The 23,950-nt window shown below is 59.4% G+C and carries 16 protein-coding genes; all 16 read left to right on the top strand.

What is annotated here, in order from left to right; genetic code table 11:
• Positions 1-266 precede the first annotated feature (266 nt).
• The 16 genes from OKA04_RS18505 (at position 267) to OKA04_RS18430 (ending at position 23,932) form a co-directional block, all read left to right on the top strand.
• Positions 267-749 carry a hypothetical protein gene (locus OKA04_RS18505; protein WP_264502690.1) on the top strand — a complete coding sequence of 161 codons (483 nt, stop codon included), beginning with the start codon at positions 267-269 and terminating at the stop codon, positions 747-749.
• 542 nt (positions 750-1,291) lie between these two features.
• Positions 1,292-1,687 carry a preQ(1) synthase gene (gene queF / locus OKA04_RS18500; RefSeq protein ID WP_264502689.1) on the top strand — a complete coding sequence of 132 codons (396 nt, stop codon included), beginning with the start codon at positions 1,292-1,294 and terminating at the stop codon, positions 1,685-1,687.
• A 60-nt stretch (positions 1,688-1,747) separates the two neighbouring features.
• On the top strand, positions 1,748-2,452 hold the full coding sequence (gene queC, locus OKA04_RS18495; protein WP_264502688.1) for a 7-cyano-7-deazaguanine synthase QueC: 705 nt from the start codon (positions 1,748-1,750) through the stop codon (positions 2,450-2,452).
• 7 nt (positions 2,453-2,459) lie between these two features.
• Positions 2,460-3,155: a 7-carboxy-7-deazaguanine synthase QueE gene (locus tag OKA04_RS18490; protein WP_264502687.1), complete on the top strand. Its 696-nt coding sequence runs from the start codon at positions 2,460-2,462 to the stop codon at positions 3,153-3,155.
• 43 nt (positions 3,156-3,198) lie between these two features.
• Positions 3,199-3,654, top strand: a complete 456-nt coding sequence (locus OKA04_RS18485) for a 6-pyruvoyl trahydropterin synthase family protein (RefSeq protein ID WP_264502686.1) — start codon at positions 3,199-3,201, stop codon at positions 3,652-3,654.
• 5 nt (positions 3,655-3,659) lie between these two features.
• Positions 3,660-4,469: a GTP cyclohydrolase FolE2 gene (gene folE2, locus OKA04_RS18480; RefSeq protein ID WP_264502685.1), complete on the top strand. Its 810-nt coding sequence runs from the start codon at positions 3,660-3,662 to the stop codon at positions 4,467-4,469.
• A gap of 10 nt (positions 4,470-4,479) precedes the next feature.
• Positions 4,480-10,089, top strand: coding sequence for a protein NO VEIN domain-containing protein (locus OKA04_RS18475; protein WP_264502684.1), 5,610 nt, complete (start codon positions 4,480-4,482; stop codon positions 10,087-10,089).
• Between the two features lie 346 nt (positions 10,090-10,435).
• Positions 10,436-12,223, top strand: a complete 1,788-nt coding sequence (dpdA, locus tag OKA04_RS18470; RefSeq protein WP_264502683.1) for a tRNA-guanine transglycosylase DpdA — start codon at positions 10,436-10,438, stop codon at positions 12,221-12,223.
• A 2-nt stretch (positions 12,224-12,225) separates the two neighbouring features.
• Positions 12,226-13,431 (top strand): hypothetical protein, encoded by a 1,206-nt coding sequence (locus OKA04_RS18465; protein WP_264502682.1) that lies wholly within the window; start codon positions 12,226-12,228, stop codon positions 13,429-13,431.
• Positions 13,424-15,253, top strand: a complete 1,830-nt coding sequence (locus OKA04_RS18460; RefSeq protein ID WP_264502681.1) for an ATP-binding protein — start codon at positions 13,424-13,426, stop codon at positions 15,251-15,253. Before OKA04_RS18465 ends, OKA04_RS18460 begins: the two co-directional genes overlap by 8 nt.
• 3 nt (positions 15,254-15,256) lie before the next feature.
• Positions 15,257-17,089: a hypothetical protein gene (locus OKA04_RS18455; protein WP_264502680.1), complete on the top strand. Its 1,833-nt coding sequence runs from the start codon at positions 15,257-15,259 to the stop codon at positions 17,087-17,089.
• Positions 17,090-17,094: 5 nt separating this feature from the next.
• A complete protein-coding gene (locus OKA04_RS18450) occupies positions 17,095-18,804 on the top strand; it encodes a DUF262 domain-containing protein (RefSeq protein WP_264502679.1) in 1,710 nt (569 codons plus the stop codon).
• Positions 18,805-18,822: 18 nt separating this feature from the next.
• On the top strand, positions 18,823-21,210 hold the full coding sequence (locus OKA04_RS18445; protein ID WP_264502678.1) for a DEAD/DEAH box helicase: 2,388 nt from the start codon (positions 18,823-18,825) through the stop codon (positions 21,208-21,210).
• Positions 21,211-21,213: 3 nt separating this feature from the next.
• Positions 21,214-21,684, top strand: a complete 471-nt coding sequence (locus OKA04_RS18440; RefSeq protein WP_264502677.1) for a hypothetical protein — start codon at positions 21,214-21,216, stop codon at positions 21,682-21,684.
• 7 nt (positions 21,685-21,691) lie between these two features.
• Positions 21,692-22,852: a PD-(D/E)XK nuclease family protein gene (locus OKA04_RS18435; protein WP_264502676.1), complete on the top strand. Its 1,161-nt coding sequence runs from the start codon at positions 21,692-21,694 to the stop codon at positions 22,850-22,852.
• Positions 22,853-23,239: 387 nt separating this feature from the next.
• Positions 23,240-23,932, top strand: coding sequence for a hypothetical protein (locus tag OKA04_RS18430; RefSeq protein WP_264502675.1), 693 nt, complete (start codon positions 23,240-23,242; stop codon positions 23,930-23,932).
• Positions 23,933-23,950 lie beyond the last annotated feature (18 nt).

Genomic DNA, 23,950 nt, shown 5'->3' with positions numbered 1-23,950 from the left:
AAGATCCCGGCTCACGCAAGAGCAGCTAACGTATCCTGATTGTTAATTCAACCGAATCTTGTGACGACGCAGTCTAGGGGCTTTTTTGTTGCCCGGATGTTTCGGTAAAGTCCGCCTAGGTCCGCCGAAATCCGGCACTTTGGCCGGAAACGGTGCAAAATTGGCAACCGCTTTGGCAACCGTCTAAGATTTCTTAACTATCCCCAATGGGAAGCTTCCGGAGCAATAATCGTGATCTCTGTCTGTGGATGGCAGATGTTTGCGTCGTGGCCGCCAAGTCTTCCGTTCCTGCCTTGCCTCCCGGCACTCCCGAGTTTGCCGTGGACCGGGATACGCTCATCGGGTTCTTCCATCCGCCCATCGGCAAGAGCACTTTCCACGATCTGGTAGGGAAGGGGCTCATCCTGCCGGTGAAAGGGCTCCGCGGGTTTTACCGGCTGAACGAATCCCTCGTCCGCCTAGGGCTGCGGCCCGTGGCCAGCATGCCCAAGGACACCGCCCGTTCCGGCGAGGATCTCATGCGGTGGGCGTTCACGATGGTCGACCCGATCCTGTTTCCGTCGCCCTCCTGGATGCTGAGGGATCAGCCCACCGATTTGGAGCGCCAAACGGCGCAGCTCATCGCCTCAGTGCATCGCTTGCACGTCGAGGCTTTTGAATCCGTGGAGGAGAAGCTCGCTTACGCTGCTGGGGCGCTCGATGCTCAGAATCTTTTGGATCGTCAGTCCAACGAGGCCGGGTCCCGTTGAAGTCCCAAGCTCTCGCTGTACGGGTTTCCCTTTCGACAGAGCGGTGTGCGACTCGTGGCTGCAGAGGTGCGTTCCCAAGATGACGGTGCAGTGAAGCATGTCCACGCTTCCGCGCTGGCCATACAGAGGTCGAGCATTGGACTGACCGCGCAGGCTTGAGCGACATCGGACGCGGTGACGAGCGGATGAGTGCCCGGCTCCATGGCTGGCTATGGTTGAGAACACGGTACGCGGATGAGCCTGAATTCTTCCGGCCGATTATTCCGGTACCGGGAGATCTGGAACCATTGGCGTGTGCAATCGTATGCAGATTCGGACACGAAGTGTCCGTATTTGCGTTCGTCAGCACACGGGCGAGCTGGGTCGTAAACCCCAGATTGCCAGGATCCCCGATTGATGTCGCGGTGACCTTTGATGGTTGAGGGGGCCGCGATAGGGAATCCAGTTTCGCAGAGAGTGTCGCCGGAGGGGAGGGTGAGCAGCGCCCAGCGGGCTGCCGATCAGGCTCGCCAGCCCAAGATCGCGGCGGGTAGCCTCTAGCCATGAGCCAGATGGACGAGTCCAAGCCCACCCTGTTTGTCCTGCCGACCTCCCCGGAGATCTCGCGGCTTCGGACCTACCCGGCTTGTGAATCGGATCTCTCCGATGAAGTCAGACTTCGTTTCGAGGGTATCGGCTCCCTGTGTCCGATTACCGGCCAGCCTGACACCGCGACGGTTTCGGTAGCCTATGTTCCCGACAATCTGAGCCTCGATGAGGATTCGGTTTGGGCCTACCTCTGCACCTTCCGGAACTTCCCCGCGTTCAATGAGGAGATCGTGAACCGGATTCTCGATGACCTGGTCGAGGTCACAAAGCCCAGGGAAATGACGGTCATTGGGAGCTTTGCCACAAGGGGAGGGATCAGTCTTACAGCCGAGGCGTCTTTCCCGGGCTGAATCGGTGGATTGGCCGGCTTCCCGGCTGGACCGGTTGGTTCCGTTTTCGTCTAGTTCGGCATGCCTGAAAAGATGAAGGTCGTGGTCCTGCTGAGTGGCGGAATGGACTCGGTGACGGTTCTGTATGACGTCGCTGAAAAGCATCAGGTTGTGGGTACGCTGGGGTTTGAATACGGCTCCAAGCACAACCCGCGCGAGCTTCCGATGGCTGCCTGGCATGCCGCGCGTCTCGGGGTGCCTCACCAAGTGATCCCGCTCGGCTTCGTGAACGAGCTATTCGCGTCGGACCTCCTCCAATCGGGCGGCCAGATCCCGGAAGGCCACTACGAGGAATCCAACATGAAAGCCACCGTGGTGCCCTTCCGGAACGGCATCATGCTCTCGATCGCCGCCGGCTATGCCGAAAGCCGGGGTGCCGATGCCTTGGTCATCGCAGCGCACTCCGGGGATCACGCGGTTTACCCGGACTGCCGTGAGGATTTCATGCAGTCCATGGGCGACGCCATCCGCCTCGGGACCTACGCCGGGATTCAGGTGTTGCGACCCTTCATCGCAATGAGGAAGGAGGATATCGCCAGTCGAGGGGCGGAACTCGGGATCGACTACTCCAAGACTTGGTCCTGCTACAAAGGCGGCGAAATCCACTGCGGGAAGTGCGGCACCTGTGTCGAGCGTCGGGAAGCGTTTCTGATCTCCGGGGTTCCTGACCCGACCGAGTATCTCGAAACCGGTCCGCTTCCCGCGAAGCCGGTAGCCACCCGCTGAGCTTGCCATGCGGATTTCCGAGATATTCTACTCCGTGCAAGGGGAGGGGACTCTGACCGGAGTGCCTTCGGTGTTCATCCGGACCTCGGGCTGCAATCTTCGCTGCTCTTGGTGCGACACTCCCTACGCGTCATGGAATCCCGAAGGTCGTGACTGGACCACGGAGGAGATCCTCAGGGAGGTCGCGAAGCACCCGGCAGGGCACGTTGTTCTCACCGGTGGAGAGCCGATGGTCGCCGGCGGAATTCACGACCTGGCCGGCACCCTGAGGGCCACAGGGAAGCACATCACCATCGAAACCGCCGGCACGGTCGCCCCCGCCGGCATCGCCTGCGACTTGGCATCACTCAGCCCCAAGCTCCGGAACTCGACCCCGACCGAAGAGAAGGCGGGCAAGGCGTGGGCAGGGCGGCACGAAAAGACGAGGTTCCAGCCCGAGGTGCTCGCGTCCTGGGTCCGCGATTACGACTGCCAGATGAAATTCGTGGTGTCCGATCCCTCAGACGTGGTCGAGATCGATCAGGTCATCCAGCAGGTCGGCAACGGGATCCCGCCGTGGAAGATCCAGTTGATGCCGGAGGGAATCGACCCCGGGACCCTGAACTCCCGTCGCGACTGGATCCTTGGCCTTTGCCTCAAGCGGGGATTCCGCTTTTGTCAGCGCCTCCATATCGAACTTTTCGGCAATACCCGCGGCACCTGACCCCGCGCTTGTCCCAGCCCACCGCCCTCAATTTCCCCAAGCAATGCCCTACCGAATCTGCAAGACCCTCGACATCGAGAATGGCCACATGCTCTCGAAGCACCCGGACAAGTGCCAATTCCCTCACGGGCACACCCGAAAGGTCGAGTTCGTGATCGAAGCGGATGACCTCGATGCGAACGACATGGTTTGCGACTTCAAGATCATCAAGACGGCCCTCGGCGAGTGGTTGGATTCCTTCGACCACGCGATGTGCATGAACACCGCGGATCCAGCCTACGCCGAGTTCAAGGCACGCTACGGCGACCGGGTGATCGGCTTCGAGAACCAGGACCCGACTACCGAAGTGCTGGCCAAGACCATCTTCGATCATGCCCGGTCGGCACTGGCGGGTTACGCGGCTCAACCCGACGCCCGCTACCCGCTCCGCGCCGGCGTCCGCCTGGTTTCCATACGCGTCTGGGAAACGGCGACATCCTGGGCTGAATACTCTCTCTGACTGCCATGAAATCCTCTTCCCTCCCCGACATTCAGGCGACTCCCGACGAGCGTGGCATCGCCATCGATCAGGTCGGCATCACCGATCTCCGCTACCCGATCCAGATCCTCGACCGGGACGGAAAGCCCTTCCCGACCGTGGCGAACATCACGATGTCCGTCCACCTCCCGCACCACTTCAAGGGAACCCACATGAGCCGGTTCCTCGAAGTGCTCGCCCGCCATGAAGGCGAGGTCACCATGCGGACCCTCCCGGACATTCTTCACGACCTGAAGAAGCGTCTCGATGCTGAGGAGGCCCACATCGAGGTCGGCTTCACCTATTTCGTGACGAAGGTGGCCCCTGTCAGCGAGCTCCCGGCCAAGGTTGGCTGTGACTGCACGTTCCTCGGCACCTCGAATGGCACCCACGACGATTTCGCGCTCCGGGTCGTCGTGCCGGTAACCACTCTCTGCCCTTGCAGCAAGGAGATCAGCGAATACGGCGCCCACAACCAACGTGGCTACGTCACCTTGGAAATCCGCCCGCGCCAGCAGGAGGACGGCGGCTGGGATCTCATCTGGATCGAGGAGTTGATCGCTATCGCGGAGAAGTCGGGTTCGGCTCCGCTGTATGCCCTGCTCAAGCGTTCCGACGAGCGCTTCGTGACCATGCAGGCGTACGAGAACCCGGTCTTCGTGGAGGACGTGGTTCGGAATGTTGCCGCGCAGCTCAAGGCGGATGCGAGGGTGGCATCGTTCACGGTAAAAGCGGTGAACCACGAGAGCATTCACGACCACAATGCCTTCGCAGTGGTGGTTTCCGGAACGAACTGAAGAAGCCGCCATGGAAAGCTTCGACTTCGGGCAAAAACAGCCCATCCACATTGCGATTCGTCAGCTGATTCACGACTATCCTCAGGACGAAGGGATCCTCAAGGAGCTGATTCAAAACGCCGACGATGGCGGCGCTTCCGAGATCCGATTCATTCTGGATCGTCGGGCGTCACTCAACCTTGAAGGCCCGCTTCCGGATTGGTCCAACTTCGCAGGGGCGGCCTTGATCGTCACGAATGATCGTCCGTTCGACGACGACGACCTCGAGAACATCCAGCACATCAGCGATAGCGACAAGATCAGCCGCCCTGGTCAGACCGGTCGCTACGGGCGCGGCTTCAATGCCGTCTACAACCTCACCGATACACCGCTCCTTCTTACCGGCTCGAAGCTCCTGCTCTTCGATCCCTGTGGTTTCCATGTCTCGAAGGGTGAATCGGGGAAAGGATGGCAGCTCTCGGACCAGGCATGGTTCACCTCTTTCCCGGATGCGCTCACGATTTTCGAAGGCGGCGGGTACCGTACGGGGAGCAAGTTCCACGAAGGGAGCATCTTCCGCTTCCCACTCCGCCAGCAACTGAAGGGATCGAACAAGAAGGATCGCATCACCGATCAGAAGTTTGCTCCGGAGACGTTCTCGAAGCTGGTCGATGGGCTGGAGAAATTGGCCGACCAGATCCTGCTCTACCTGAGAAACATCAAGTTCATCGGGTGCTACGAGATCGGCCCCGATGGGAAGAATCTGTCGACCCTGCTCGAAATCGCCACCACCAACCCCGATGAAGTGGAGGCTGGCCGCGCTCCGATCAATTCGTTTGTGGCCGAATCCGGCGGCGTGGACGAGCTTTTGGAGGCGATCGCTGAATTGGATGACGGATGTCATGAAACGGTTTTCCGGCATGAGGTGGCAGTTCGGCGGAAGAATCAGGAGGATCGCCTGGCATGGTGCGTTTGCTCCGGAGTTTACGCCGGGGACTCGGGCGAGCTGGTGGATTGCGCCAGACGCCTCAATGAATCGGGTAACAAAGCCGTCCCCTTTTCAGGTGCGGCAATCTGCCTGGAGAAAAACGGCAGCCGTCTGCCCCTTGTCGAAGGCCGCGTGAGCTGCTTCCTGCCATTGTCCGGGGTGCTGGGCGGCACCGGCATCCGATTCAGCATCAATGGAGCCTTTGATTTGGACGGGTCACGCACCGGAATCACCAAAGAGCGGGAGGGATCTTTCGGCGCAACTACGAGCAGGGCGGAATGGAACGAGCTGCTCGTTACCCATGCGATCGCGCCCGCCTTGGCCATGGCCATGGCGTCGGTCGAAACTCCCGATGTCGGGAGCATGAACTCGCTTTACCGGCTATTTCCTCTGGCTGACGCGACTTTCTTGAAGCCGTTCGAGGGCTTGGCTGCCAGCTTCCTGCGTTTGATCGCGGACCAATCGGTTTTCAGGATTGCCGATGGAAGCTGCGTGCCGTTGGAGGAGGTCCGTCTCATTGACGACGATCCTCAGCTTCACGAGGCGCTTTGCCTCGAAGGCCTACCCATCCCTGAACCCCGGTTGCCGGACGAACTCGTCAGGAGTTTTGAAGCGACGGGAGTCGAGCTGAATGAGCTGGAGGACATCGACGTTTACACGGCGTTCATTTGCTCGGAGCCGGTGGAAAGCCTGCCGGAGGAATTCGAGAAGGAATCACTTCGTGCTCCAGAGCGTGTCGCTGCGGTTGCCCGCTTTTTGGTGCGGAAGGAGTGGTCGGATTTGAGGATGCTTCCATTGGCGCTTTGCCTGGACGGCTACCTTCGCACCTTTCCGTCGGAGGAGAACACGGACATCTTCATTGGGACGGATCGGCATCATCGGATCTTCGATTGGTTCCCGGAGTGGTTTCTCGATCCAGACTTTGCTGATGCTTCCGACATCCGGCACCTGGATGCTGACGGGTGCAAGGTCATGGATGTGACGGATGTCCTGGCTGGAATTCCTCGGGTTCTCTTCGACAAGGAGACCGGGACTTCCTGTTGGGATCCGGACGGCACCGAATCTCCCAACAGCGACTGGCTCATCGATGTGATGGAAGAGCTGTTCGACGATACGGCTTACGCAAAGTCGGAAGGGGGGAGGCGCTTGCTTGAAAAGACCCCACTGATTCCTGCCGATGACGGTGAACTTCATCCGCCGGGATTTCCTTCCACGCCTCTCTTGGTCGCGAACACCGAGGCCTCTCTCGCGGACCTGTTGGGTGCCTTGGGGGTTCGGCATTTCGTCCTCCGGCCACAGAGTCCTCTTACTCGACCGCTCTGTCGCTTTCGGGACGAAGTCGGGCTGGTTTGGCCCCTGAGCCCGTGCGACCTCATCGATAGCCTCGGCGACCGGCTCGATGACATGCCTGCCGACGCGAGCACTTGGAAAAGCGAGAGGACGGTTTCTCGCCTGATCGAGTTTCTTTCGAAAGCCGAGCTTGAAGCGGATGAGAGTCGCCGGAAGCTCCGGGAGGACGTGCTCCGGTCCTTGCCGATTTGGAAAGACGCTTCGGGCACCATGGGTCCCCTTGATGCTCGGTGCTACCTGCAGGGTCGATTCACGGCACCATCGCTGAAAAGCTCGGTCAGAATCATGGTCGGCGGAGAGCAGCTCGTGCTGCTCCGCAAACTCGGAGTCGCTCACATCAGTCGTTGGAGTCTTCTCTCGAATCACTACCTCCCTGAGATCGGCACCTTCTCTCCCGGCGACCTGTTCGTGATCGCGAACTGGATGCGTCACGAGTGGGCGTACCTCGCGGAAGAGCACCCGGGGCAGGAGCAAGGATTGCTTTCAGCTCTCCGCGATCTGCAGATCCTCCTCGATGAGCAGGATCGGCCGGCCCGGCCGCAGGATCTCTACCTGCCGGAGGCCGCCAATCTGGCGAAGGAGGTGCTGGGGACGAATGTTCGCCGTCCTTCGCCCGAGCGCTACAAGGACAACCCGGAGCTTTGGGCCGAGTTCTTTTCAAGGCTCGGGGTGCTTTCTTCCCCTTCTTCGCAGCACCTGGTGGATTTCATCGAGCAAGTCTCCGGTGCCGGTGAGGGGCAACTGCCCGATCCCGCGAACCAGCAGAGTCTCACCAGGATTCTACGGCACGTCCGGGACCACTGGGACGAGCTGCACGACGATGAAGTGGACACTCAGGAGTTTGGGGAATGTCCCTTTCATGAGTTTCTCGCGGAAACGCATTGGGTGCCGGCATACCGGGAAGAGGATGCGGCGGATCGGTTCGGAGCTTGGCAGGAGCCCGAAGCTCGATTGTTTCAGCCTCGCGAACTCGTGCCGTTCGCTCTCGCCGCGCGTGCCGCATCGGTTCGCCCGATCGCGCCAAGGAATGTGGCCGAGTTTTCTGCGGAAGCTCAAGAACTGCTGGGTATAGTTCGCTTGCCCCAGGCAAACGAGGTCTGCGTCCACCTCCGCAATGTCGCTGCCCGCTTCGGCACCGGGCCATTGGCTCCGGATAGTTTCGAGCGGCTCTCGAAAGTTCTTCAGGAAGTCTTCCGTGGCCTCGGAGCGCTGGAGATAGAAGCCGAGAGCGAGCCGGACGGCGCGCGGATGCGCATCCTCGTGGAGAGTTGCGGCGAGCTTTGTGACGTCGCCTGCCTTCCGGATCAGAAGCTTCAATGCTTGAGGATTCCGAGGGATGTTTATCAAGGCGATGCGAAGGGGATGTCTCCCGTCAAAGCCACCCTTGTCGGAAAGACCGACGAGATCGAGCGCGGCATGAAGCTCTTGGGCCGCTTGGATCGGCCCGGCATCGATGACCTCGCGGATGCAATGGTCCGACTCCGCGATCGGGCTACTCCATTGTCGGAAGTGGAGTTGAAGGCCGTTCTGGCATGCCTCCGGCGCTTGGCTACCCTCGTCGCGGAGAACCCACCGACGGAGCCGGTGATTGTGGCCTTACCGAATTCCGAAGGTCTCATGCTCGATCCGGAGGATCTCCTCTGGGTAAACGATCCGGTACTGGGCGACCAGCTCAGCATCGCCGGAGACGTCCGGCTTCACCCGGATGTTCCCGATAGCCTGCTTGCCTGCATTCCTGTCCCCTCCTTGAACCAAGCCGAGGCTGTCGTTCACGGGGAGCTGGTCGCCTCCTCCGATCCACTCCTGGTCAAGCGCTGCGGCGAGATCGGCACTCTCCTTCGGTCTCCGCAGTTTCTCGATGGGCTCGACCGGGTGTTGAAGACCGAGCAAAGGCTGCTCTCTAAGGTCAACTTGGCGTGGCTTGAAGAAGTCCAAGTGGATGCCTGCCAATGGGTCGAGTGTGCCTACAAGGTGAGAATGCCTTCCGGCAGGCAGCTCCATATCGGGACCGCGAAAACGGAAGTCGCTTATGTTCCGATGGGGGCCGGTGGGCGATTCTTCGTTTCGGAATCCGCCCTGCATGCCGAACTGCTCGAAGTTCATTTTGCCCAGGAACTCAAGCGGCAACTGGACTCGGAAGCTCCGAGAAGCGACAAGGGCATCTCGGCAATTCAACCGATGCTGGGTCAGTCTCCCGAGTCGCTCGCCCTGGTCCTCGACAAGCTTCGCTTCTTGCGGCTGGGGGATGCCGAGCCGGAGCCCGAGGAAGAGGAGACCGATGAGTCCAGCCACTACTTCGGGGATGAGGAACATGATCCCGATGGCGGCATGTTCACCAGGGGGGAATCGGACGAGGATTCCGAGTGGGAAGACGAGATTGAAGAGGACGACGAAGGCGAAGTTCCCCGTGACGAAACAATTCCCGGGGAGGAATTTGCGGCCGGATCAACCCGGGGTTCCGGGCAAAACCGGAGGCGGAGTCAGAGCAGCCGATCAGGTTCCGGCAGGACTCAGACCACCTCCAACGGACGACGTCCTGGTGGTGAAGGGGGCGACACTGGCGAAACCAAAGTCCGCGAGCACACCCGGATGATTGCGGGTAGCTCGGACACCACAACCAATGCATTCGCCGGAAACGGGAATCGCCGGCAGCAGGACGGATTCTTGATCTCTCGCCCGAAGACGGAGCAGCAGGAAGAAGAGGAGCGCAGGCGTGGCGACGACCACGACGACGAGCACGGACATAACGTGTCCCTCGGAAAGCTGGCCGTGGGATGGGTCCTGCAGTTCGAGCTGAGCCAAGGTCGCAAGCCCATGAGCATGGCCCATGCGAACCCGGGCTACGACGTGGAATCCCGGCGCGGACGAAACCCTGACCCGGAGCGCTACATCGAGGTCAAAGGGATCAACGGCGATTGGGGTCAGAACGGGGTTCCGCTTTCCTCGATCCAGTTCGACCGCGCCCGGAAGGAAGGTGACAAATTCTGGCTCTACGTCGTGGAGAACGCGGGGGATCCGGAAAAGGTGCGCATCCACATGATTCAGAATCCCGCCGGCAAGGCGACTCAGTTCCGTTTCGATCACGGGTGGCGGCAAGCGGGCCAGACGGCCGCGGGCTTCAAGGCTCGCGTTCCGAAAAAGGCCCAGAGACTTCGTACCATCCTGGACGAGACGGGCTACGAGGAGGGGGAGATCCAGCGCGTGGACCAGTCGGGGAATACCTGGATGCTCGCGGTGAAATACGACTCGGGACCGGCGAAGACCGTGGTCTACGATCCCACTCGCCATGTCGTGGTCGAGTAATTAGGAATCCCCAAGCATTTCTTAAGCCCTTCCCTTGAAGTTCCTCATCCTCACCTCGTGCACCGGCGAAAAGGCCGTCCATCACCCGGAACAGCTCACCCTGGAGGATTTCCAGAAAGGCTCGGGCCACCTCGGGAGGCGCGAGCTGGGCTTGCAGTCCCTGCTCCGGACGGCGGGGGAGATCTACACTGGAGAGCAGCACCTCCGGCTGATGAGGGGTGTCGGGGCGTTTCGAGAAGCGACTGGCGGCAATGGCGGAGAGCTTGAGCTTCACGTCCTCTCGGCCGGCTATGGTGTCATCCCGGAAGGCCGAAAGGTCGCTCCCTACGAAGTCACCTTCGCCACCATGAAGTCGAAGGAACTTCGGGGATGGGCGGATGCCTTGAGCGTGCCAGCGGACTTCCGGAGGACCGTCGCCGGGAAGTATGACCTCGGCCTGATCCTGTTGGGGGACAATTACCTTCAGGCCTGCGCGCTTGACGATTCGGTCGATTTTAGAGGACCGACGGTCCTTTTCTGCGGGACCGGAATGGCGAAGAAGCTGCCGGCCGTGAAGCGTGTCAGGGTCGTGCCGATCTCGAACCCGGAGGCGAAGCGGTTTTCCTGCGGTTTGGTCGGGCTGAAAGGCGAACTGGCAGCCCGTCTCCTGCGCGGAATCACCGCTGATCCGGAGGTCCTGAAACGAATTCTCGATCCCAAGTTCGACCTGCTCGACTGGCTGGAAAAGCAGCCCGGGGCCGGCAAGGATTCGGAGAAGGGTTCCTCCAAGCCGGCAAAGGCAAAGACTCCCGTGTCGAAAGACGCGGGTTCTCAAGAAAAGAAGCCCCCTATGCGGGCGAACCCTGCGGTCGACAAGGTCATTCAGATTCCGACGTCATGGTGGGACAAACCGCACCGGCAAAGACTCCGCTACTTCATCCCCGAGTGGGATGATCTGGTAGACCCCGACTACGATTTCCTTTCCGACACGCACTCGGGACCGAACTGCGGTTGGGAACACGCTACCTATGCGCATCAGATGTTCCCGGAGCCGAACTACGATGGGCTGCTCATGTCCCGAGCCGTGGCGGAGAAGAGCAAAGCGAAGAAAGAGCGGATCAACGCCATGGGGGTGCACCGCATGCTGCGGGTTCCTCGCAATTTCCCGGTCATGGGCGACTGCGGAGCCTTCGACTACATCATGGAGGAAGTGCCGCCCTACACGACCGACGATGTCCTCGACTACTATACCCGCTTGGATTTCGACTTCGGGGTCTCGGTCGATCATCTCATTGTTTCAGCCACCGAAAAGCAGAAGCGGTTCCGCTACGACCTCACGATTGAGAACGCTGCGGACTTCTTCCGGGAGCACAAGAAGGCAGGCCTGAAGTGGCAGCCTATCGGCGCCGTGCAAGGTTGGGATCCGGTCAGCTACGCCAAGGCCGCCGAGAAATACGTCAAGATGGGCTATCGCTATTTGGGGCTCGGGGGACTGGTGCGCAGCACCACCACGGACATTCTTAATATCGTCCTCAAGGTCCGGGAGCGGATACCCAAGGACGTCTCGATCCACCTCTTCGGCATCGCTCGACTCGATTGGATGGACACGTTTGCAAAGGCTGGCGTGCAGTCCGTGGATAGCGCCAGCTACCTTCGTCAAGCGTGGATGCGTCTTCACCAGAGCTACGCTTCCATGGATGGTCCATACGCTGCGCTCCGCATCCCCGAGGCGGGCAAGAGCTTTCGCGCGAAGCATATGCGAGATCACCCCGAGCTGAGTGACGACAAAATCCTCGCCATGGAGCAACGGGCGCTCAAAGCGGTAAGGGAATACGGGCAACACAAGTTGCCCCTTCGGGATGCGCTCGGTGCCCTGTTGGACTACGACCAGTTCGTCACGAAGGAGCGCGTAAGCATGGAGCCGGCCTATCGTCGCACCTTGGAGGACCGTCCGTGGGAGCGCTGCGAGTGCGACATTTGCCGGCGTGACGGAATCGAAGTCGCCATTTTTCGGGGCAACAACCGGAACCGCCGGCGGGGCTTCCACAACACGTGGGTCTTCTACCGGGCTCTCCAGAAAGTTCTCGCCGGAGAGAACGTCCCTTTCCTCAAGGACGTCTCGAATACTTCACAAATGGAGATGACTCTTACCTGATCATGTCGACCTCCCTCCAGCACCGACACGAGTTCAAGGCCAAGCTGACCAAGCTGGTGGCGGACATGAGTGCGTGGGAGGGAAAAGCGCGCATCGACGAGGACGAAGCGGCGAAAATCGCCTCCAGCATCACGGCATTCAGCCACACCACCGCGATCGAGGAACCATTCCTGATAGGCGGAGTGGATGGCAGCGGAGACTATCCCAGCCTTTCCTACAGCGACTCCTTTGTCTCCATTGCGAATGCCAGTGGCACGGTCTACCGCACGGATTCGATACACGGACTCTGCGAAGTCGCCTCCGTTGCCGATCCAAATTTGGAACTCGTCTGGTTGCCAGAGGACCGGGACGCCGCGAAGCCGTTCTGGTTCGAAGCCTTCGCTAACCTTACAGGGATTTCCGTCGATGCCGTCATCGCCCAGTCCGACTACCAGGACCTGAAGAATTCCAGCTCCAGTCACAGCCATGGGATCGCTGAGTTGGAAGAAAACCTCATTCTGCCTACGGCTTCCGACACCTCGAATGTAGCCATCCAGCTTCGCTCAGTCGCGGAACTCGGTGCGGCTTATCGGTTGATCTGCCACTCGGCTAGCTGTCGCTACGTGCTGATGGACACCACGCTCAGCCTACCCATGGTCACCCGGAAGCAGCTCAGTCTCTTCTACGAACACCTGAAGCGTCTCTGCTGTGTCGAGGCTCGCGACCGGGGCACGGTTTTCATGACCATCAGCAAGTCCCATGGTCTTCCCTGCATCGACATCATTGAGCAGCTCGCAGCCAACGCCTCCGGCACCGGCGACAAGATTGCCGAGCACTGGTTCCTGCGCTTGCCCGTTCCTGGACACGACGACTGGCAGATTTCCCTCGTCGAAAATCGGACCATTCCACCCGTTGGCGCAGTTAGCTACCTCGTCCGCTTCCACCGCAACACGCCTGTCGTTCGCATGGATATCGACCGGCGCTACTGGGAGACGAACCTCAGGGACGACGCTGCCGCCGAGCTGCGGCTCTTCGGTGAACTTGACTACGCAAGCCATGACCAGCGGGCCTTCGGCTACCCCTATCCCATCAAGGCATGCCACGACCGGGTCCGGCTTTCGATGAACGAGCGGTCCGCCCTCAAGAAGCAGATCATTGAGGCTGCCGTCGCCCAAGGCATGAAGCGCTCCCTCTTCCGTGATGTCTCATCTGCCACCGGCCATGTCTGAAACCTCCCCCCATCCGCCGTCGCTCGAAACACTCAAGACTGCCCTGGGTGAGCGCTTCGGCGTGCTCGCCGAAAGCAACACCCACCAGCTCACGGTGATCGCCCGGAACACCGACGTGGCGGTCGGCGACCTCTTCCTGCTTCCATGCAAACGCGGCCCCGAACGCTTCTACGTCTTCCGTACTACCCAATACGCCAACGTCATGAACCGGACGCTGGACATGAACGACGTGGCGAGGAACAAGCTCACTATGCTAGGGTCTTATCTCTCGCAGGATCTGGCCGAGGAGAACCTCATCGAGCTAAAAGGCATCGTCCTCGGTTTCGCGCAGAGAGACGACGATGTCTGGACCTTCCATCGCCCCCGTCGACTCCCTGAGCACCTCACCGAAGTCTATCGTGTTGACGCCGGAGATCCCGCGGTCGCCGATGTAGTGCGAACCCTGATGGAAAGCCAGCTCGGGTCCGATGGTCTCTACATCGGTGATGTCCTTGCCGGGGAAACTCCACTTGCCGGAGTGAGGGTCCAACTCCCGGCCTACGCCCTCAGCCACCATCTGGGGATCTTCGGTCGCACCGGCTGCGGCAAGAGCAACACCATGATGGTATTTCTTTCCTCCATCATGGATCACAATCGCCTCGTTGCGACGGGAGAGCGTCAGGACCGGCGTTGTTCCATCCTGGCCATCGACCCTCACGACGAATTTCAGACCTGGCACCACCGCATCGGCGGGAGGGATGGCATCCGCGGCATCGTGCATGGCTACACTACCGGGCAGCGGGAAAACTTGGTCGATCCCTTCTACTACCTGACTGGCCGCCAGCCCGCGACGCCAGGTCTTGAGCGGCCGTTGGAGCTCTCTTGGGCGGACATCACTCCGCAGGACCTCGCCAGCGTCATCGAAATGACCGACCAGCAGTTGTCGTTCTCCAACCGCTTCTTCAGCCAGCCCGATGCATCGGGGCAGGCAAGCGGAGACCGCTGGATCCGCGACCTTTTTGACCTGACCAAGGAGGCCGCCGAAAACGATTCTCGCAGTTCCGACGTCCACCCCGGAACCATCGATGGGGTCAAGCGGCGCCTCGGCTTCCTCCAGGCCGGGAACAACCGCATCTTCACCGAATACTCGCCCCACGACGGCAAGCCCTATGACTCCATCCTACCCGACGTCATCGTCGCCATGGAACGGGGTCGGGTAGTCATCGTGGACACAACGCTCGTCTCGGAGGTGGAGCAGTTCATGTTCAGCACTGTGGTCGCACGGGTGCTCTTCCTGCTGCGCAAAGCTCTGCGTAGCTCGGACGATCCCGCTCGCCTCGAAACCGAGATTCGCAGCGCTCTCGGCAACGACGACGATTCCGGCAACACGGGGATGCAGGCTCTCGCGGACGAGCTGTGGAGTCGGGTCGAGGCCGGTGCCTTGCCGTATCTGGTCGGGGATCGAGTCGTTTCCACCGACGACCTGCCTTACGTCAACGTGGTGATCGAAGAGGCCCCCAGTGTGCTCAATCCCGAGCGCATTCGCTTTGGCAGCGTATTCCGCGACATCAGTCGCCAGGGGCGGAAGTTTGGCATCGGCCTGACCGTGATTAGCCAGCAGGTTACGGCAATCGATCAAGGAATCCTCACCCAGATTAACACCGAGCTGACCATGGCGCTTGGCAACGAGGAGGAACGCCGCGCCGCCGTCCGCAATGCCTCGGCGGATCTGACCGGATTCGAGCGTGAACTGCAAGTGATGGGCAAAGGGCAGGCTCTTGCCACGGCTTCCTATCGCGATATCCCTTTGCCTACTCAAGCGCCCAATTTCGACACCCTCTGAACCATGGCCGGCGAACAAAAAGGCAAAGCCTACGAAGCACTCGCGAAACTGGCGCTGGAAGACCTCAAGACGGCGGAAAAACTCAAAGGACGGATATTCTGGGATGAGAGACCGGAAACGATGACGATCACGCCTGATCTGACGATCGGTCGCAGCGCCAACGCGCCCGAAATCTGCATCCTCATTACCCACAGCGGATCAGCCAAGGAATCGGAAAAGAAGCTCTGGCGAAATATGGGGGAGCTGGTGGAAGCAAAAGTCTTCCTGCCATCCCCGGCCAAAGTCTTCAACCTAGCCTTCGACTCCGTCATCAAAGAGAACCTCAAGAAGGTTCAGGAGGCGAGTTTCGATGGGCAGCTTCTCGTGGGTGATCGGGCTTACGGTGACGACCTCCAGGCGTGGATCGATGCGAACTTGAAAGGTTTTCCCAAGGACAAGGAGGAGAAAGTCGAGCACCTGCGGGAGCTGACGAAGACGGACAAGGAGCTGAAGCGGCTTGTCGGATTATTCGCGAAGGACCTGGAAGCGCTTCTCAAAAAGAAATCGCCCAAAGAGCTGGATGAAATTTGGGAGATGGAGCGAAAGCGGACGAGGGGAAAAGCACCCGTGGCTCGCGACACGTTTCTTCGGCGAGGAATGTCGAAGCTGATGGTCGTTCCGGATCTTGGCTTCATTGATCCTAAGAAGCTGTCGCTCTCGAGGAATGCTCCGGCGGGCCTGGCTGAACTTCTGAACGAGCTGAAGATCGTTTCCGCAACTGTCGCGGGAGTTCGGATTTCGGATCCTGAGGCTGCCTGGCCGTTGCAGCATCTGTCATTTGAGGATTTACGAGCTCTGCACGAGGTGCGCCAGCACGAGAAGATCGCTGATTGGATTGACGTCTTGGAAACTCTGCCAAGCTTGGAAATACAGCTCGACTACGTGATCAAAAACTGGAGCCGGATGATTTCGGCCAAGTCGTTGTACTCTGAGTTAAAGGCGTGCAAAGCCAATCCATCTGAAATTTCGCCAGCCCTTGTGACCAAGGGGAGCAAACGGGTTTGGCTTTTCCATTTGCTCGTCGAGCTGATCAAAAATTTTGGAGCATCTCGAACCTCTTACGGTCTTGCGAAGATCATGGATGATCTCGATCGTTGGAAGAGTGATCCAACTCATCGAGCAAGCGTCGAGACCGTGAGAGGTGGGAGGATTCGGTGGGTGTCGCGCGAGACTATTGGTTTGGGGATCCGGGATTGGCACAGCCGTCCCTCGAAGCAAAACTTCGCCTTTTCGGATGACGATCTCGCTCGCCTGGCCTCGGTACTTTCAACTCGGCTTGGCAAGATTCAGTGTCCCGACCCGAAGACTTTTGGCCGGGAGCTTCGAGAGTCCATCGTTCAGACATTGTTTCAGGCAAAGCTCCTGACTTACCGTGGTTTCGCACCCCACGAGTTCCTGATCGAGAAGCAACTTGGGAGCGCAGGAGTTAAGGTCCGGCGAATCGTCGCGGCTAGGTCATGCTTCGCACATCGGGCCGAGGCCGAGGGCGTTCGACTCGATCCCAGGTCTGGTGGGACAACCGTGCTGATCGCCAATTCTACTCTCATTAACTGGCAATCCTGCTCCGACGCTGGTCGGGAACACAAAAAAAAGGAGCTCTGCGGCCGTGCCGTCGCTCTGCGCTACAGTTGGGACTCGAAATCGAAGAAGTTCATCCCCCGTCCGGGCGTGAAAAAGCTGATCCTCGTAGTCGACGGGACGTGGCGACAATCCGATTTGGACGCGCTAGTTCGCTCGGGGTGGGACGAGATTTTCTACCCGGACGAAATGGGGAAACTGGCGAAGGCCATTGTTTGAGAGTCATGAGCATAATTGGAACCCTTAATCAGATTAAAAGCGGCGAGGTGGTACTGCCTGCGATCCAGCGTGAGTTCGTGTGGACCGAAGACCAGATCAAGGGACTGCTCGATTCTATCCTCCGGGGATATCCCGTTGGCATTGCTTTGCTTTGGGAAACCTACGAGGCCTCGCCATACCGCGAGTTCATCCGCGACTACCAAGGCGGCATGCGGCCGGTATTCAAGGACAGTGCGCCGGGTCAGCGGCTCCAACTGGTGCTGGACGGTCAGCAGCGTCTTCAATCGCTGTACGTGGCCATCTTCGGCAGCCTGGATGGCAGGCAGCTTTGTTTCGATGTCCTGAGTGGACGCGATAGTGACGATACTTCCGAGCACAAGTTCGTCTTCGACTTCGCAAAAGGCGACGAATTGAAGGAATGGAACGGGCATTCGAAGTCCGAGATGGAGGAGCCGGCGGATCAACGGGAGGAGGGCTTCGTCCCCTACCATGGCGTGAAGGTTTCAGAGCTGTTTGCGATGGGACCTAAGTCGCGCGAGGCGTTTATTGGTAAGCTTTGTGGAGACTTGACTCTGTCGACAGAAGACCAGATGCGAGTTCGGGTGAATCTCGCCACCTTCGATCAAATGCTGACGAAGGATACCAGTGTGATGAAGCTCTCGATCATCGACGAGAACCTTCCCCACGACAGCGAGGAACGGAAGACCTACATGGACGTGTTGGAGATCTTCGTTCGCGTGAACACTGGGGGAACCCGTCTCAATCGATCCGATTTAATTTTCAGCATGCTAAAGCTGAACTGGAAGGAGTCGGCGGAGGAGCTTCCCGAATTCGTCGATCGCATCAACGCCGGAAATTCGCTTGGCATCACCACGGACTTCGTCATCAGGTGTCTATTCGCGGTCTCAGATCTCGGAGCCAGGTTCGAGTTGGATTTGCTTCGTAAGAAGTCCAACGTCGAGAAGCTGCGGGAGAACTTTGAGAGCTGTTGCCAGGCGATCGAAGCGATGGTGGATTTTGTCACCGCTCATTGTTGGGTTCAGTCGAGCCGCCTCATGGGTGGTTCCTGGCCGCTGGTGCCTTTGGCTTACTACTTCTTCCGTTTGGATAGGCACCGAATTCCGAACAGTGAAATAGCAAAGGTTCGCCGGTCGTTCTTCCAGCTAGCCTTCTCCGGGGTGCTCTCACGCTGGGCAGAGAGTCGGATTAGCACCCTAATTCGGCAGGACCTGAAGCCGCTTGCCGATCAAGGTGCGAACTCGTTTCCCGAAGACCGAATCTCGGCGAGAGTTCATCAGTGGCATGGTCACAGCGAGATCGACCAGCATCTAGTTTGGTCCAACGTCGCTCTGGCGCTTCACTTGGTCCAAGGCTTGAACGGCGGAGCAGTGAAGCATGACGACAATCTTCCGGAAGTGGATCACATTTTCCCCCGGGCGACTCTTCGAGACGAAGGCGTTGAGGAGGAGATGGTAAACCACTTCGCGAACTTCTGGATCCTCGCCCGTGGCAAGAACCGAAACAAAAGTGACAAGAACCCTTCAGATTATTTCGCCGATGTACCAGACAGCGAGATGGGTCGCGCCCTGATTCCAAGGGAGCTGTTGGATTTCGCGAAGTACGGCGATTTCATTGAACGGCGATCGAACGCACTCGTCGACGCGATCCGAACGAAACTGGCCTGTCCACCCTTGGCGAACGGACGCGCCAACTGATCGATAACGATAGAGAACATGCTGTCTTTTTCGGGATTTCTGAAGGCGCTGAACGAGGTCGGTCGAAAACCGAACCCAAACCAGCAACTTGCCGTGGAAGCGGCGAAAGACGCTCCGCTTTTTGTCGTAGCAGGCCCGGGAACCGGCAAGACGGCGACACTGACGATGCGGATGCTGAAGCTGGTGTTCGTGGACCAGGTGGAACCGAAGGGCATTCTGGCGACGACCTTCACCAAGAAGGCGGCGGCCGAACTAAGGTCGCGGGTGCTCGGCTGGGGCTATGGCGTGCAGGAGTGGTTGCTAGAGCATGGCGGCCTGAGCCGGATGGACCGAATGTGGGTAGAGAGGGTCGATATCAACCAGATCCGAACCGGAACGATCGACAGCATCTGCGAGGAGCTTCTGCGGGACTTCCGCGACCCGGGGACCGACCCGCCGATTCTTGCCGACGAGTTCGTCGCCGAAACCCTGATGCTGAGGCACGGGATGTTCGGTGCCAGCGGCCAACGGAGGTATCAGGACCCGGACCTCGATGAGTTTCTCTGCTCCGCCCGCGGCACCGGCCGATACGGATGGCACGTCGGGAGCAAGACCGAGCTGGTCCGAACCATGTGGGACCGTCGCCACCACGACCAACTGGATTGGATGGCTTGGGTGAAGTCCGGCTCCACGAAGGAAGAAGTGGCCGCGAGAAAGGTGCTGGACGAAGCGCTCGACGATTACGCGGTAGAGCTTTCCAAGAGACTGATGGTGGACTTTTCCCAGTTGGAGCAGACGGTGCTCGATCGCTTGAGAGCCGGAGGCTTCAAGGAGTTCACCGACGAACTCCAGGTAGTGCTGGTCGACGAGTATCAGGACACGAACCTGCTTCAAGAGAGCCTCTATTTCGAGCTAGCCAAGCGCTGCGATGGAGCGCTGACCGTGGTGGGTGACGACGACCAGAGTCTTTATCGGTTCCGCGGCGCGACCGTGGACCTGTTCAGCAACTTTGCGAGCCGCTACCAGTCGGTCGGCGGCTTCGCCAAAGTCCCGACCCCGGTGTTCCTCAACGCCAACTACCGGTCCACCAGCACGATCATCGGCTTCGTCAATGACTACGCGAGGCTTGACCGTGAGTATCAGGCGGTCCGGGTGGCCGGAAAGCCGAAGTTGAAGAATCCGAAAGCGGGTGAGGAGGAGGACTTCCCCATTCTCGGGATGTTCCGCCGAACCCTTGATGAGCTTGCGGAGGATCTGGCATCATTCATCCATAAGGTAACGCGAGGTGGGGGCTATAAGCTGCCGGATGGGAAGGTCATCCAGGTGGACCGGAAGAACGGCGGAGACGTCGGGGATCTCGCGCTGCTGTGCAGTTCTCCTCGCGAAGTGAATGCCGCCGGCGATTCGCGCCTTCCCATGGTGCTGAAGGACGAGCTCCTCGCGCAGAAGGAACCGATTCCGACATTCAACCCTCGCGGGCAGGACTTCGCGTCCATTGGGATCGTGCAACTGCTCGGAGGACTGCTGCTCTGTTGCCTGGATCGGGATGGGGATGCGGAGGATGCGGCCGGGAAAGGCTTGGGACGCGAGACCCGCTCGACGTTTGGACAATGGGCGACGCTCGCCGAAGACTGGCTCAAGGGCACGGCAGTTGTCCCAAGGGTCGCAACGAAGGCGGATACCAGGCTGAACCACTACGTCAGCCATTGGGCCGACCGGAAGCCGGACAAGTCCGGGGCGAAGTGGCCGACCTACGTCTCGTGCATTGAGCTTCTCTACGACCTGGTTCACTGGCTCCCCGAGCTTCATGACGACCCGGAGGGGCAGGTGTATCTCGAGGTCTTCGCCCGGCAGCTTGGTGCGGCGGAGCAGGTGAGCGGCTTCAAAGCCCAGGTGATCACCAATCCGGCGGACGCCAAGCTCTCGAAGACTTCGGTGGGCCACCTCCTCCTGTATTTCCTCGCACCTATCGCCGAAGGTTCGGCCAAGGTTGACGAAGAGCTGATGGACGCGTTCCCCCGGGACCGGCTGAGCATTCTCTCCATCCATCAAAGCAAGGGGCTTGAGTTCCCGCTGGTGATTGTCGATGTCGGCTCGGATTTCAAAGCTTCATCCAAGTTCCCGAAGGGGCACTTCGCTAATGCCTTCAAACGGTTTCCCCGGCAGCCGGGAACTCCGCACAATCTGGAGGACCTGATGAGGCCCCACAGCCCGCTGAAGACATTGAAGCGGGATCCGATCGATCGGGCCTTCGACGATCTTTTCCGGCAGTTCTTCGTCGCCTTCAGCAGGCCGGAGGAAGTGTTGCTGCTTGTGGGACTCGATGGTTCCCACCCGGATCGTGGAACCATCCGAAACGTGGCCACCGGCTGGGACCGCGATGAGCAAAACCACTGGGCCGGAAAGGTGCCGTTCTTCGATATTTGACAGATGAAAACCGTATACGGAATGGCGAAATCCTATTTGGATCTCACGGGCTCGAAGCCGAGGGGTCTGGAGCTCGATTTCCTTAGGTTGATGCTCGCGCTACAGCTCGACTCCAACGCGTTGGGGGCATATTTGTGTGCTCCGCTACCGCAGGCTTTGCTCCAAAAGAAGGCGGGGGAGTGGGGGGCGAAGTATGGTGGCGCGGCCACCCGCGTCGTGTTGATTGAAGCTGTGCTGAGTCCTCCAGAGCTAAGAGCGTTGCTTGAGGAGAAAGATCGCAACAGGCGTGGGAATCAGAGTAAGGGGATCGATCGCGGGGTTGCGGCTTCGGGAGCCTACGGCGAAAAACTGATCGAGCGGAAGCTCAGTGAACACGTGAGCCAGCGGCATGGGGATGAGGTCAAGCAAAGGCCTTCCTTTGAAGCGCCGGTTCTGAATGCGATCCGGTGGGATTATTTCGGAACCGCTTGCTGATGTTGCCATGCCTCTCTCCGTCCGCCCTCCCATTCAAGCGTTGCCGTCCTACAGTCTGACGAGCGACCTGCTCGGTTTCCTGCGATGCGGCTTGCAGTACCGATACACACGGATCGGAAACCTGCCGTCCTCCCACCCGGTTCAGCTCTGGTTCGGTCAGTTCATTCATGCCGTGCTGGAGGAGAGCTACCGGCAGATGAAGGAGGGCAAGAAGCCGGTTCCGCCGTGGCCGCAGGCGGATCTGGTTGAGATCATGGACCGGATTGATCGGAGGCTGGCTGCTCGGAACATCCGCTGTTGGAACAAGGACTCGGAGGTCTTGGGCCGGGCACGTGCCACAGCCGCGGTGAACGAGCTGGGACCGGTTCTGTTTCCCCTGATCAACCAAGCTGAGGTCAGGGTGCGCGGTGCGCGGCCGCTCCCGGATGCCGTGAAGAAGCTGATCAGCCGGGACATCGAACGCTACGAGATGCTCGGCGTGATCGACGTGGTTACCGAGATTGAGCTTTTCAAGAATCCCAAGCTGAGGGGAAACAAGCTTCTTGAGCTGGTGGTGGAGGATCTGCCGAAAGCACCTCCGCCGGAGTTCGAGGTGATCGTGGACTACAAGGGCATGAAACGCCCCGACCTCGATCCGAAGGGGACCTCATTCAAGGAGATCTACGATTGGCAGGTTCACACCTACGCCCACCTCCGAGGATTGCTCACGACCAAGGACGTGATTGCCGGCGTGCTGGTTTACCTGAACGAGCTTGTGCCCACCAAGACCGACTTCTTTGCGCTCCGCAAGGCCTGCAAGGCGAGGAGCCGGGACGTGCTGCTCCCGAAGCCTGGATCTGCCGACGAGGACACGCTGCTAAACTGGAAGGCGAAGCATGACGGTGATGAACCTCCGTTGCTGTCGTTCGACTTTCGACTGTCCCGGGCAATCCGGGTGGTGCCGATCAACGAGGACTCGATCCAGAAGTCGCTTGCCGCCTTCGACAAGACTGTCGGCGAAATCGAAGTGTGCATTGCCAACGAAGCGAAGGCGACCACCAAGAAGCTCATGTCGAGCTGGCCGCGAAACTCTTCCCATGAGCCAACGTGTGAGGCCTGCGACTCCAAGACCTACTGCCCGGACTATGGAGCAATCACCTGCCCTCGGGTCCCGGGAGTGAAGCCCTGAGAAGCCAAGTCAACTTTTTGTAGGAAACTAACACCGAGCCAAACCCAACGATGTTCACAGACCCCAATTTGATTTCCGCTCCTGGCTATGTAAAACGCCGGGGTTCGAGCTCCGAACGAAGCGACATGGTCGTTGAAGTGCAAGGACAGTCCGGTCCCAACCCGTTCGACAAGATGGTTTCGGGTATCTGGGTTAGAGTTGGAGTCGCTCCGCTGGTCGGAGATCGCCCACTGGACGATCGGGCGGAAAGCGCCGCCCGTCTGACCATCGCACAAGCCAAGCTGCTCGCTGGAAGAATCCTAGATGAAGTCGCCACCATAGAGCGAATTGAAAGGGACCTGAAACGGGTCGTCCCGGAATAGGCACGTCGGCAAACATGCTCGTGCAATGAAGATCTTCGACGAAAGCCACGTCCTCATTCCGCTGTTCCATCAAACGAGCAGTGTGTTTTTGCCGTCGATCTGCGAATTAGGGCTGGGGGCGGTGAATCCTCACGAGCGACTCGGAACCTACAGCTTCTTGAGGGAGCTGATCGAGCTTGCAGGGCGGATGAAGGAGCTTCCGATTTCGGAGCTTGATCTGGATATTCTCAGGAGGATGGCACAACAAGAGATCACCCGCGGAGGGTTCAACTTCCGGCACGGCGGAGTCTACCTGACTCCGTCGCAGCGAAAAGCGGCTTCATACGCGCGTGGAAACGCCTATGGGTCCGAGCTCCTTTCGGAGAGCCTCCGGCTCTATAGTGCCCTGAAGTCGCTTGGGATTGCGGTGGAAGCGATTGGAACCCGCTATCCAGCTGTGGTTGAATTGGCGGAGTCAAAGGTGATGCCAATCATGGCGGTCGTGAAGGGAGTCCCCGTGGAGCACTTGAGGACGGAGCGCGGGGAGGATCCCATTCCTCGATTGGAGCGGATGCAAGCTGCGATGGATGAATTGGGGCCAGATCAGGGAAGGGTTCTCTGGGAAATGAACGATTTTGAGCTTTGTAAACCAATCCCAGTTGGTGGGTTTGGGGTGTACCATATTACTTGGAAGGATCCATCAGGCCGCGGCATTTCACATCGCCTTGAGGATGTCTAGCGCGGGGCTGACTTTGAC

The organism is Luteolibacter flavescens (assembly GCF_025950085.1).
Classification (GTDB): Bacteria; Verrucomicrobiota; Verrucomicrobiia; order Verrucomicrobiales; family Akkermansiaceae; genus Haloferula; species Haloferula flavescens.
This window is presented reverse-complemented; position numbering and strand designations above follow the sequence as displayed.

Excerpts from the sequence above, each read along its gene's own strand:
- OKA04_RS18465 (WP_264502682.1), top strand. The coding sequence starts at position 12,226 with ATGTCGACCTCCCTCCAGCACCGACACGAGTTCAAGGCCAAGCTGACC.
- OKA04_RS18435 (WP_264502676.1), top strand. The coding sequence starts at position 21,692 with ATGCCTCTCTCCGTCCGCCCTCCCATTCAAGCGTTGCCGTCCTACAGT.
- dpdA (WP_264502683.1), top strand. The coding sequence starts at position 10,436 with ATGAAGTCGAAGGAACTTCGGGGATGGGCGGATGCCTTGAGCGTGCCA.
- OKA04_RS18450 (WP_264502679.1), top strand. The coding sequence starts at position 17,095 with ATGAGCATAATTGGAACCCTTAATCAGATTAAAAGCGGCGAGGTGGTA.
- queF (WP_264502689.1), top strand. The coding sequence starts at position 1,292 with ATGAGCCAGATGGACGAGTCCAAGCCCACCCTGTTTGTCCTGCCGACC.
- OKA04_RS18440 (WP_264502677.1), top strand. The coding sequence starts at position 21,214 with ATGAAAACCGTATACGGAATGGCGAAATCCTATTTGGATCTCACGGGC.
- OKA04_RS18455 (WP_264502680.1), top strand. The coding sequence starts at position 15,257 with ATGGCCGGCGAACAAAAAGGCAAAGCCTACGAAGCACTCGCGAAACTG.
- folE2 (WP_264502685.1), top strand. The coding sequence starts at position 3,660 with ATGAAATCCTCTTCCCTCCCCGACATTCAGGCGACTCCCGACGAGCGT.
- OKA04_RS18475 (WP_264502684.1), top strand. The coding sequence starts at position 4,480 with ATGGAAAGCTTCGACTTCGGGCAAAAACAGCCCATCCACATTGCGATT.
- OKA04_RS18485 (WP_264502686.1), top strand. The coding sequence starts at position 3,199 with ATGCCCTACCGAATCTGCAAGACCCTCGACATCGAGAATGGCCACATG.
- OKA04_RS18490 (WP_264502687.1), top strand. The coding sequence starts at position 2,460 with ATGCGGATTTCCGAGATATTCTACTCCGTGCAAGGGGAGGGGACTCTG.
- OKA04_RS18445 (WP_264502678.1), top strand. The coding sequence starts at position 18,823 with ATGCTGTCTTTTTCGGGATTTCTGAAGGCGCTGAACGAGGTCGGTCGA.
- queC (WP_264502688.1), top strand. The coding sequence starts at position 1,748 with ATGCCTGAAAAGATGAAGGTCGTGGTCCTGCTGAGTGGCGGAATGGAC.
- OKA04_RS18430 (WP_264502675.1), top strand. The coding sequence starts at position 23,240 with ATGAAGATCTTCGACGAAAGCCACGTCCTCATTCCGCTGTTCCATCAA.
- OKA04_RS18460 (WP_264502681.1), top strand. The coding sequence starts at position 13,424 with ATGTCTGAAACCTCCCCCCATCCGCCGTCGCTCGAAACACTCAAGACT.